The sequence below is a fragment of the Bacillus cereus group sp. RP37 genome (genome assembly GCF_040459695.1).
In the GTDB taxonomy this organism is placed as follows: Bacteria; Bacillota; Bacilli; order Bacillales; family Bacillaceae_G; genus Bacillus_A.
The window spans coordinates 3,148,042-3,160,021 of record NZ_JARVHP010000001.1 but is presented as its reverse complement, the minus strand read 5'-3'; the positions used below and the strand labels follow the sequence as shown (position 1 = coordinate 3,160,021).

Below are 11,980 nucleotides of genomic sequence, written 5' to 3'. Positions count from 1 at the left end.
GTTTAAATTTTAGTGTAGCGGAAAGAATTTTTAATATAAGTATTGTGATAATTAGTTTTAGAGTATGCGTTTAATAGACCGGTGTAAATGTTTTCAGGCACGTCAAAGAAATCATACATTCCATTCTTTAATTGGATGCGTAAAATCATAGAAAAAGGATTATAGCCAACAGCAACTATATTTTTTGAAATCACGGGAGATAGTTCCATCATTGCGCAACTCCTCACTTTTCATTTTTAATAATTTCTTGTAGATGTTGAGGTTGTGGTGTTGAAATCCTTATAATTAAAGAGGTATTATACTTATATGCAATATATTAAATGTTCGTTATACGTAATTATAAGGAAGTTCACACGAAGTACATATCGTTGTGCTATTTTTATTTCACCTTTGATTTATAAATAAGAAAATATTGACCATTTGAAAAAAAGGTATATTATTTATACGAGGTATTAAAAATTCACTTTTTACATTCTATGCTTAAAGGGGCAGCATTATTAGGGAAAATAAAAGTGAAAATACTTTGTATAAGAAGTATTCTAAAATTTATAATCTGTGAATTGGGAAAATATTGAATGCTCCAGGTCAATATACTTTCTGAATTAAATTTATTTTAGAAAGTGACCTCAATATTTTGAAGTAAATCAACGGGAGAATTGAAAGGCAGGAGAAAGTAACATGTCAGAAAATTATCGTTCTCGAGAGGAGCGACGACAAGTTAAAAAGAAAAAACAGCCAGCTTCTAAAACACAAAAACCAAAAGGTAAAACATCATTCTTTCGCAAGTTTTTAATTACTTGTTTATTACTTGGTATTATTGGTTTAGTGGGGGGGGTTGCTACCTTTTTCGTAATGATTAAGGATGCACCAAAACTTGAGAAAGCAAAACTTGTTAATCCGTTATCCTCAAAAATTTATGATAAAAATGGCGATTTGGTATATGAATACGGGAAAGAAAAACGGACGAATGTTACGTATGATCAAATTCCTAAATTAGTAGAAAATGCATTTTTAGCAACAGAAGATGCACGTTTTTACGAACATAGCGGAGTAGACTTTAAAGGTACTGCCCGTGCTGTTTTGGTAAGTCTTAAAGGAGATTACGGTTCACAAGGTGGAAGTACGATAACACAGCAGGTTATTAAAAACTACTTCTTATCGATGGAAAAAACATCAAAACGTAAGGTTCAGGAAATATATTTAGCTTATAAGCTAGAACAACAATATTCAAAACATGAAATTTTAGAAATGTATTTAAATAAAATTAATTTAGGAAATCGTTCATATGGAATTGCAACAGCAGCACAAAACTACTATGGTAAAGAATTGAAAGATTTAACATTACCAGAAGTTGCGATGCTTGCAGGTTTACCGAAAGCACCAAATAACTATGATCCATCGAAACCAGAAAATGTTCAAAGGGCAACAGAAAGAAGAGATGTTGTACTAAAATTAATGAACCGACATGGTTATATTACAAAGGCAGAAATGGAAGAAGCATCGAAAGTACCAGTGGATAAAAATATTAAGAGTGCAGCTGAGCTACAAGCGATGCCATATCCTGCATTTATGGATGCAGTAGTGAAAGAAGTAGAAAAGGAAATACCAGATGTAAATATTGGATCTGACGGTTTAGAAATTCATACAACATTGGATCCAAAAGCACAGAAGTTGGCTGATAATATTTTAAATACAAATATTATTGATTATCCAAATGAGAAATTCCAAGGTGCTTTCACATTTATGGATACGAAAACAGGTGAGGTTCGTGCTATAGGCAGTGGTCGTGGTGAAAATAAAGCAGTATTTAAAGGGCATAATATGGCGATTGAATTAGATCGTGCAGCCGGTTCAACTATGAAGCCAATCTTTGATTACGGTCCTGCAATTGAATACTTAAAATGGGCTACTTATCATCAAATTGATGATTCTCCATTTAAATATTCAACTGGACAAGAACTTCGAAATGCGGACAGAAGTCATTTAGGTCCAATTACTATGCGTGAAGCGTTAAAAATGTCACGTAACGTTCCAGCAGTTAAAACTGCAAAAGAAGTAGGACTTAATAAATCGAAGGAATTCTCTGAGAAATTAGGTATTACATTTAATAAAGCGCCGGCAGAATCTACAGCTATTGGTACAAACGAAGTATCACCAACTGAAATAGCGGGTGCTTATGCGACATTTGGTAATAGTGGAAAGTATACGAAACCGCATTTTGTTAAGAAAGTAGTTTATCCAGACGGCAAGTCACAAAGTTTTGGACAAAAACCAAAACAAGTTATAGCTGACTCTACAGCATATATGATTACTGATATGCTTCGCTCAGTGGTGACATCAGGTACTGGTACAGCGGCAAATATTAGTTCTTTAGATGTAGCTGGTAAAACGGGTACAACAAACTATGATTCAAAACAATTAGCGAAATTTAATATTCCAGAAAGTGCAACTCGTGATAGTTGGTTTGCAGGTTATACGCCACAATATACGATGGCAGTATGGACTGGGTATATGAAAGATGGTAAAGACGAGTATATTAGTAGTAAAAATACGAAAATTGCACAATTGATCTTTAAAGAAATGATGAGTGAAATGGCTACAGATAAATCACGCTTTAAAATGCCAAGTACTGTTATTCAAGAAGGTAGTGAGTTACGTATAAAAGGTGAAAAACGTGATTCTTCTCCAAATACGAGCGTACCGGATACAACGGAACAACCAAAACAAGATCAACAGCAAAAAACTGAAGAAGAGAAAAAGCAAGAAGAATTAAAGAAACAAGAAGAACTGAAAAAACAAGAAGAACAAAAGCAACAAGATGAACTTAAGAAGCAAGAAGAACAAAAGAAACTAGAAGAGCAAAAGAAACAAGAAGAACAAAAGAAACAAAATGAACAAAATAACGGAAATGGCCAAGGAACGACACCTCCAGCAAATAACGGAGGAGGCCAAGGAACGACACCTCCAGCAAATAATGGAGGAGGCCAAGGAACGACACCTCCAGCAAATAACGGAGGAGGTCAAGGAACGACACCTCCAGCAAATAACGGAGGAGGTCAAGGAAATACGACACCTCCAGCAAATAATGGAGGGGGGCAAGGTAATACAACTCCACCAGCGACGACACAACCAGATACTGGCGGGAATGCAGGAGAGGCCCCTGCTAATAATGGGCAATAAGAAAATTTTATAAAAAGTACAAAAAAGCACTTAAGATTTGTAAACATTACAATCTTAAGTGCTTTTTTATCGTTTAAATTTAAATGTTAAAAGTACCATAGAAATTTTGAAAATAAATTGATGGAAAATGATAAAAGACTTGAGTCGGAGGCAATGGAGTATAACTGGGGTTGTAAAAGGTAGTACTACTTGGATGTGCGCCATGATGCCAAAATGAGGGGGTAACTTGACCGGGAATTTGATATTGTTGCCAAGTTGCGGGAAGTTCAATACCGACATCGGAACTAGCTGTATGAGTGGCGGGAACGTGTATCCCAGGAGTCGAAGGAACTACGGCAGTTACTCTTGAAGATACCCACATAACATAATCACTCCTAAGTTGTGATAATAACAGTAGTATATTCTTTTCACACAGATAAAGGTACATATAGATAGGACTTTAGGCTAAGGTATACGTATAAAGTTGTAAGACCAATTTAAATTGATTGTAGACCATTTATTATAAAAAGATACGTCTATTTACGGAGGGAAAAGTGACCGGGAAAATGTAAAATGGAAGTGTTAATTGCAATAACTTACGTGTTTATGGAGGAATTTTAATGGAACGATTATGGACGAAATCATTTATTCAAATGACTTTCGCAATGTTATTTTTATTTACAGGATTTTATTTACTTGTTCCAACACTCCCGCTCTTTATTAAAGAGATAGGTGGCAATGAATCACAAGTTGGACTTATGATGGGGATGTTTACAATAGCAGCAGTTGTAATACGACCAATTATCGGAGGAATGTTAGATCAATATGGTAGAAGATCTTTTATTATTTTCGGACTCATCTTTTTTGGGCTAACGATGTATGCTTATAATTTAGCATCTACTATTATACTTTTAGCTGTTTTACGTGTTATTCACGGAGTAACATGGGCTGTTTCTACAACAGCTGTTGGAACAGCGATTACTGATATTATTCCAGATTCACGCCGCGGCGAAGGTATGGGATGGTATGGGATGGCTATGACAATTGCGATGGCAATCGGCCCGATGATTGGATTATCGGTGGTACAAAATTATTCATTTCATGGTCTATTCTTGTTAGCAACTCTTTTATCCTTTATGGCAGTCCTATTATCGTTCATGACGAAAATGTCATTCACACCACAAAAAGAAAAAGGGAAAATGCAACTGTTTGAAAAATCCGTATTATCCATTACAATTGTTGTTTTCTTTTTATCATTTGCATATGGAGGGATTACGACGTTTTTACCGCTATTTGCATCGTCAATTGATGTGAATCCGGGGACATTCTTTCTTGTATATGCGGTTGCTTTAACAATTGTAAGACCAATTTCAGGGAAATTATTAGATAAATTTGGAGAAGTATTCATCATACTCCCAGCATTATGCATTACTATTTTAGCTATCGTTGTATTAACTCTTTCAAATGGTTTGACGGGTGTAATGATTGCGGCGATATTATACGGTATTGGATTTGGCTCAGCACAACCAGCTTTGCAAGCAGCGATGCTTACAATTGTTGACCCGAGTAAAAGAGGAGTTGCTAACGCTTCATTCTTTACCGCATTTGATTTAGGGATTGGATTGGGTGCGATTTTACTTGGAGTTGTTTCGCAAATGTTCGGTTACCGTATTTTATTTGCAGGTAGTGCAATTTCAGGACTAATCGCTTTCATTATTTTTGTCATTTTTGTAAAACAGCGATTAGGTAAAAAAGAATTTGGGTAAACAAGAGGAACAAAGATGAAAATTTTAATTGAACATGACGATTTACAATGGTTTAAGGAAGAATTACGAATATAGCATGATAATAGTCCAATTCAGCCTGGATATTCTTTAGTGATAGTTTCTAGGAAACCAGATGGGGAAATTGTGTCAGTTGAGGAAGAAGACATTCTATTTTTTTGTGAATGTTGATGATCTTTAGCACTTTCAAAACTATCATTTAGTTGTAGGTTATCACGAGGAAACGTAAGAAATTTAATTATGTAAAATAATAACTTTTTTGAAAATAAATAAGTTTTATATAAGAATTATATTGATGAGATAGTGAAATAAATATTATGTAGAAACGAGTTGTGCATGTGTACAGCTCGTTTTTTTTATTTTTTTAATAGAATAGGGAGAATGATATATTCTGCGGGATTTGTTGGAGTATCCTTATATTTTGTTTTAATAAAAACGAAAAGAAGTCTGTCCTTTCTTTATAAAATATGAAAGTTATTTTTGAAAAATTGTATTGTTACATCGGTAAAAGTATAGGAAACTTATCATTATAAAATAAATTGAAATCTTCTAAAAACTCTGATACATTGAAATAGAAATGTAGTTTCACAATATTGTAAAGGCTTACAGTTATGTGCACGAAGATCTATTAGGATTGGAGGAAATAATGATGAAAGCTGAAGAAAAATTTTCCCCGGGATTAGATGGTATAGTGGCAGCGGAGACGAAGATCTCGTTTCTTGACACGGTGAAAGGTGAAATTGTAATTCAAGGGTATGATTTAATCGAACTCTCAAAAACAAAAGAGTATTTAGACATTGTGCACCTTTTATTGGAAGAACATCTACCGAATGAGGATGAAAAAGCAACACTTGAAAAGAAATTAAAAGAGGAATACGCGGTACCAGAAGGTGTATTCAACGTATTAAAGGCATTACCGAAAGAAACGCACCCGATGGATGGATTGCGTACAGGTGTGTCTGCATTAGCTGGTTACGATAATGATATCGAAAACCGCTCGTTAGAAGTAAACAAAAGCCGCGGGTACAAATTATTGAGTAAAGTACCAAATATTGTAGCGAATAGCTATCATATTTTAAATAATGAAGACCCAATCGAGCCTCTTAAGGAATTATCATATAGTGCGAATTTCTTCTATATGTTAACAGGTAAAAAACCGACTGAACTTGAGGAGAAGATCTTTGATCGTTCCCTTGTATTATATAGTGAGCATGAAATGCCAAACTCTACATTTACAGCGCGCGTTATTGCATCAACGCAATCCGACTTATATGGTGCTTTAACAGGTGCAGTTGCATCTTTAAAAGGTAGCTTACACGGCGGTGCAAACGAAGCGGTTATGTACATGCTTTTAGAAGCTGGTAATGTTGAGAAGTTTGAAGAGTTATTACAGAAGAAACTATTTAACAAAGAAAAAATTATGGGGTTTGGACATCGAGTGTATATGAAGAAGATGGATCCAAGAGCACTGATGATGAAGGAAGCTTTAAAGCAGTTATGTGATGTAAAAGGTGATTATACACTATATGAAATGTGTGAAGCTGGAGAAAAGATTATGGAGAAGGAAAAAGGAATTTATCCGAACCTTGATTATTATGCAGCTCCAGTATATTGGATGCTTGGTATCCCAATTCAACTTTACACACCAATCTTCTTTAGCTCTAGAACAGTGGGACTATGTGCGCACGTAATTGAGCAACATGCGAACAATCGATTGTTCCGTCCACGTGTAAATTATATTGGCGAGCGACATGTGCTTAGTAAATAAGAACAACTGGGGAGTTGTTAGCGCCGCCCGCCAGATGGGTGTTTGACCGACACCCATCATTAATAATAACGAATTTTCGACAGAAAGGGAAGAATAGCATGATTAAAACAAATGAAATTAAACAAAAAGATGCATTATTAGAAGAAATTACGGATTATGTATTAAATAAAGAGGTAACAAGTGCAGAAGCATTCAGTACTGCTCGTTACGTATTACTTGATACTCTTGGATGCGGTATTTTAGCACTTCAATATCCAGAGTGTACGAAATTACTAGGACCAGTTGTACCAGGAACAATCGTGCCAAATGGTACACGTGTACCAGGTACGTCATATGTACTTGATCCAGTGAAAGGTGCATTTAATATCGGATGTATGATCCGTTGGTTAGACTATAACGATACTTGGCTTGCAGCAGAGTGGGGACATCCATCTGATAACTTAGGCGGAATTTTAGCTGTTGCAGATTATATTAGCCGTGTTCGTATTTCAGAAGGAAAAGAACCATTAAAAGTACGTGAAGTATTAGAAATGATGATTAAAGCACACGAAATTCAAGGTGTACTTGCTTTAGAAAATAGTTTGAACCGTGTTGGTCTTGATCACGTATTATACGTAAAAGTAGCAACAACTGCTGTAGTTGCAAAAATGCTTGGCGGAACACGTGAAGAAATCTTTAATGCATTATCACATGCGTGGATTGATAATTCTAGTCTTCGTACATATCGTCATGCTCCAAATACTGGGTCACGTAAATCATGGGCAGCAGGTGATGCAACAAGCCGCGGTGTTCATCTTGCAATGACTGCTCTAAAAGGTGAAATGGGTTATCCAACAGCATTATCTGCACCAGGCTGGGGATTCCAAGATGTATTATTCAATAAACAAGAATTAAAGTTAGCAAGACCGTTAGAGTCTTATGTAATGGAAAATGTATTATTTAAAGTTTCATATCCAGCAGAATTCCATGCGCAAACAGCTGCAGAATGTGCTGTGAAATTACATCCGGAAATTAAAGAAAGATTAGATGAAATTGATCGTATTACAATTACAACTCATGAATCAGCAATTCGTATTATTGATAAAGAAGGTCCATTAAATAACCCAGCTGATCGTGATCATTGCTTACAATATATTACGGCAATTGGTTTATTAAAAGGAGATATCGTTGCGGATGATTATGAGGATACAGTAGCAAATGATCCACGTGTAGATGAATTACGTAATAAGATGGTTGTTGTTGAAAACAAACAGTACAGTTTAGATTACCTTGACCCGAACAAGCGCTCAATCGCCAACGCTGTTCAAGTTCATTTCAAAGATGGCACTGTAACAGAAAACGTGGAATGTGAATATCCACTTGGTCACCGTTTCCGTAGAGACGAAGCAATTCCAAAAGTTGTTCAAAAATTCACTGCAAATATGGCAGGTCATTATTCTAGTAAGCAACAAGAACAAATTCATGAAGTTTGTTTAAATGAAGAAAAACTAGAAAATATGAATGTAAACGAATTTGTAGATCTATTCTTAATTAACTAATAGGGGGAATTTAAAATGGCTTGGGTTGTGAATAAACAGTCAACACAAGAAGAGCTTGCGAATCGCTTCCGAGCTTTAGTAGAAGCAAATGAAATTTTGCAAATTCCAGGTGCTCATGATGCAATGGCAGCTTTAGTTGCGAGAAATACAGGGTTTTCAGCTCTTTATTTATCAGGAGCTGCTTATACTGCAAGTAAAGGTCTACCTGATTTAGGCATCGTGACGTCTACTGAAGTAGCAGAGAGAGCAAGGGATCTAGTAAGAGCTACAGATTTACCAGTTCTTGTTGATATTGATACGGGATTTGGCGGTGTACTAAACGTAGCGAGAACTGCAGTAGAAATGATGGAAGCGAAAGTAGCAGCTGTTCAAATTGAAGATCAGCAATTACCAAAGAAATGTGGACATTTGAATGGTAAGAAACTTGTTACTACAGAAGAATTAGTTCAAAAGATTAAAGCGATCAAAGAAGTTGCACCAAGCTTATATATTGTGGCACGTACAGATGCTCGCGGTGTAGAAGGCTTAGATGAAGCGATCGAAAGAGCAAACGCCTATGTAAAAGCAGGTGCAGATGCGATATTCCCTGAAGCGCTTCAATCAGAAGAAGAGTTCCGTCTATTTAATAGTAAAGTAAATGCGCCTTTACTTGCGAATATGACTGAGTTTGGGAAAACGCCGTATTATAGTGCAGAGGAATTTGCAAATATGGGCTTCCAAATGGTTATTTATCCTGTAACTTCACTTCGTGTTGCAGCGAAAGCATATGAGAATGTGTTTACTTTAATTAAGGAAACAGGTTCTCAAAAAGATGCACTTTCAAGTATGCAAACGAGAAGTGAGTTATATGAAACAATTTCATATCATGACTTCGAAGAATTAGATACTGGAATTGCAAAAACAATATTATCAGAGGATCAATAGATAAAACAACTAAGGCGATGAGAATACATCTTTGGCAAAACGAACTGCTTGATGTGAAAATTCATCGCCTTCTGTTTTCAAAAATAAGATATTCCACTCATCGTAGACGAGCATTTGTAGTAGGAAGTTAGGCCGAAATGATAGGGGGATTCAGATGGAGAAAACGAAGTTACCATGGGATGAATTTTTTTCACTTAATAAAGATGTGAATCATACTTTCTTTACGCCAGAAGATTTTTCAGGAGATGAAGATTTAATCGCAAAAACGACAGAACAATTCGTTAAACAAGAAATTGTTCCACAAATGGAGAATATTGAACAACATAACTATAAAGTTTCTCGTCAATTATTTGAGAAAGCTGGGGAACTTGGATTATTAAGTATCGAGGTCCCAGAAGAGTACGGTGGTTTTGAGTTAGGAAAGGCAGTTTCAGGGCTTGTAGCAGAAAAAATGGGATATGCTGGTGCATTTAGCGTTTCATTTAATATACACGCTGGTGTAGGTACATTGCCTTACATATATTACGGAACGAAAGAACAAAAAGAAAAATATTTGCCGAAAATTGCGTCTGGAGAATGGATTGGGGCTTATGCTTTAACTGAGCCAAATGCTGGTTCTGATGCTTTAAGTGCAAAAACGAGTGCAGTATTAAATGAAGATGGTACTGCTTGGAAGTTGAATGGTGAGAAGCAGTGGATTACAAATGCTCATATGGCAGATGTATACGTTGTTTTTGCGAAGACAAATAAAGGAATGACAGCGTTTATTGTCGAAAGAACATGTGAAGGTGTATCCATTGGACTAGAAGAAAAGAAAATGGGGATTAAAGGTTCTTCAACGGCTACCCTTATTTTAGAAGATGTTGTCATCCCTGCTGAAAATGTATTAGGGGAAGTTGGGAAAGGGCATCACGTAGCTCTTAATATTCTAAACTTCGCTAGACTAAAGCTTGCTTTTGGAAATATTGGAACAGCAAAACAAGCCATTGGTTTGTCGGTTCAATATGGAAAAGAACGAAAACAGTTCCAAACAGAATTAGTAGACTTTACGATGATTCAAGAGAAAATTGCAAATATGATTATTGCTACATATGGTGCAGAAAGTGCAGCCTATCGTACAGCAGGTGTCATCGATGAAGCAATTCATGAGAGTGATGAGGATCTTATGAAGAAAATGTCTCAATTTGCAATTGAATGTGCACTTAATAAAGTAAATGCTTCTGAAACACTTGGTTATATCGTAGATGAAGCTGTACAAATTCATGGTGGTTACGGTTATATGCAAGAGTACGAGGTAGAACGATTATATCGTGATGCAAGAATTAGTCGTATTTTTGAAGGTACGAATGAAATTAATAGATTAACAGTTGCTAAAATGTTAATGAAGCAAATGGAACAAATAGAAGATACTGAAGTTGAAGTTGATGTAGCAAATGTAGAAAGAAACCAACGTTACATTTTATTAGCGAAAAAATTGTTGAAACAATCTTTGAAAACGCTCTCTAAAACTCCAGAGTTAAAAATTGACCAAGAGCAAGAATATTCACGTGTATTATCAAATATGTTAACGGACGTGTACGTCATGGAATCAGCATTTTTACGTACGAGTAAAGCAATTAGTAAAAATGGTGAAGAGAAAGAGCGTACGAAACAAATGATAACTGACGTTATTTGTGAAGAAGGCTACCGTAAAGTAGAAGATGCAGCGATTTCTATACTTTCAGCGGCTGTTACAGAAGAACAAGATAGACACGTAATTTTAGCAGAAATTCGTCAATTATTAGTACCTTTATACACGAACGTATTTACAAAAAAGAGAGAAATTGCGAAAGCTATTATAAATCGCGGAAAGTATATTGTGTAAATAGGAGGAAAGCGATATGAAAAAGATTGGTTTTATCGGTTTAGGTAACATGGGTCTTCCGATGTCTAAAAATTTAGTTAAATCAAGTTACACAGTATATGGAGTGGACTTAAACAAAGAGGCTGAAGCTTCCTTTGAAAAAGAAGGAGGAATTATCGGCTTATCAATCTCAAAACTAGCAGAAACATGCGATGTGATTTTTACAAGTTTACCTTCACCTCGCGCTGTTGAAGCTGTATATTTTGGGGAAGACGGATTATTTGAAAATAGTCACTCGAATGTAGTGTTAATTGATACAAGTACTGTATCTCCTCAGTTAAACAAACAGTTAGAGGAAGCTGCAAAGGAAAAGAAAGTAGACTTTTTAGCAGCACCTGTTAGTGGTGGGGTAATTGGAGCCGAAAACCGTACATTAACGTTTATGGTTGGTGGATCAAAAGAGGTATATGATAAAACTGAATCTATCATGGAAGTGTTAGGCGCGAATATTTTCCACGTTAGTGAACAAATTGATAGTGGTACGACTGTTAAATTAATTAACAATCTATTAATTGGTTTCTATACAGCTGGTGTGAGTGAAGCTTTAACATTAGCGAAAAAGAACAATATGGATTTAGATAAAATGTTTGATATTTTAAATGTAAGTTACGGTCAAAGTAGAATTTATGAGCGCAATTACAAAAGTTTTATTGCATCTGAAAACTACGACCCAGGCTTTACGGTGAATTTATTAAAGAAAGATTTAGGATTTGCAGTTGATTTAGCTAAAGAAAGCGAACTTCACTTACCAGTAAGTGAAATGCTATTAAACGTATATGAAGAAGCAAGTGAAGCTGGATATGGTGAAAACGATATGGCTGCTTTATATAAGAAAGTTAGTGAACAATTAATTTCTAATCAAAAATAATAGACTTATATACACCATAAAAAAAGGAGAGAATAT

The 11,980-nt window shown here is 35.5% G+C and carries 9 protein-coding genes and 1 pseudogene; 8 read left to right on the top strand and 2 right to left on the bottom strand.

Annotation, left to right across the window (positions count from 1 at the left end):
* Nucleotides 1-2 precede the first annotated feature (2 nt).
* Complete coding sequence (locus tag QCI44_RS16745) at nucleotides 3-212, bottom strand: KTSC domain-containing protein (protein WP_016134420.1); 210 nt, start codon at nucleotides 210-212, stop codon at nucleotides 3-5.
* 466 nt (nucleotides 213-678) lie between these two features.
* On the opposite strand from QCI44_RS16745, the gene QCI44_RS16740 reads away from it, so the two are divergent.
* Nucleotides 679-3,180 carry a transglycosylase domain-containing protein gene (locus QCI44_RS16740; protein WP_016136678.1) on the top strand — a complete coding sequence of 834 codons (2,502 nt, stop codon included), beginning with the start codon at nucleotides 679-681 and terminating at the stop codon, nucleotides 3,178-3,180.
* Between the two features lie 79 nt (nucleotides 3,181-3,259).
* Here the strand turns inward: QCI44_RS16740 and QCI44_RS16735 are convergent, their stop codons facing one another.
* Nucleotides 3,260-3,541 (bottom strand): hypothetical protein, encoded by a 282-nt coding sequence (locus tag QCI44_RS16735; RefSeq protein ID WP_016087981.1) that lies wholly within the window; start codon nucleotides 3,539-3,541, stop codon nucleotides 3,260-3,262.
* A gap of 238 nt (nucleotides 3,542-3,779) precedes the next feature.
* Between QCI44_RS16735 and QCI44_RS16730 the strand changes: the two genes are divergently transcribed.
* The 7 genes and pseudogenes from QCI44_RS16730 to QCI44_RS16700 all read left to right on the top strand — a co-directional run bounded on the left by QCI44_RS16730 (nucleotide 3,780) and on the right by QCI44_RS16700 (nucleotide 11,944).
* Nucleotides 3,780-4,925: an MFS transporter gene (locus QCI44_RS16730; RefSeq protein ID WP_016087980.1), complete on the top strand. Its 1,146-nt coding sequence runs from the start codon at nucleotides 3,780-3,782 to the stop codon at nucleotides 4,923-4,925.
* 15 nt (nucleotides 4,926-4,940) lie between these two features.
* Nucleotides 4,941-5,124 (top strand): annotated as a pseudogene (locus tag QCI44_RS16725) (HesB/YadR/YfhF family protein).
* 465 nt (nucleotides 5,125-5,589) lie between these two features.
* Nucleotides 5,590-6,711: a citrate synthase gene (gene mmgD / locus QCI44_RS16720; RefSeq protein WP_016134423.1), complete on the top strand. Its 1,122-nt coding sequence runs from the start codon at nucleotides 5,590-5,592 to the stop codon at nucleotides 6,709-6,711.
* A gap of 98 nt (nucleotides 6,712-6,809) precedes the next feature.
* Nucleotides 6,810-8,249 (top strand): 2-methylcitrate dehydratase, encoded by a 1,440-nt coding sequence (gene prpD, locus QCI44_RS16715; RefSeq protein ID WP_016087978.1) that lies wholly within the window; start codon nucleotides 6,810-6,812, stop codon nucleotides 8,247-8,249.
* Nucleotides 8,250-8,264: 15 nt separating this feature from the next.
* The gene (gene prpB, locus QCI44_RS16710; RefSeq protein WP_088084224.1) at nucleotides 8,265-9,173 is read left to right on the top strand and encodes a methylisocitrate lyase; all 909 of its coding nucleotides are present in this window, start codon (nucleotides 8,265-8,267) and stop codon (nucleotides 9,171-9,173) included.
* A gap of 154 nt (nucleotides 9,174-9,327) precedes the next feature.
* Nucleotides 9,328-11,037, top strand: a complete 1,710-nt coding sequence (locus QCI44_RS16705) for an acyl-CoA dehydrogenase family protein (protein ID WP_353811347.1) — start codon at nucleotides 9,328-9,330, stop codon at nucleotides 11,035-11,037.
* A 16-nt stretch (nucleotides 11,038-11,053) separates the two neighbouring features.
* The gene (locus tag QCI44_RS16700) at nucleotides 11,054-11,944 is read left to right on the top strand and encodes an NAD(P)-dependent oxidoreductase (RefSeq protein WP_088084222.1); all 891 of its coding nucleotides are present in this window, start codon (nucleotides 11,054-11,056) and stop codon (nucleotides 11,942-11,944) included.
* Nucleotides 11,945-11,980: the final 36 nt, after the last annotated feature.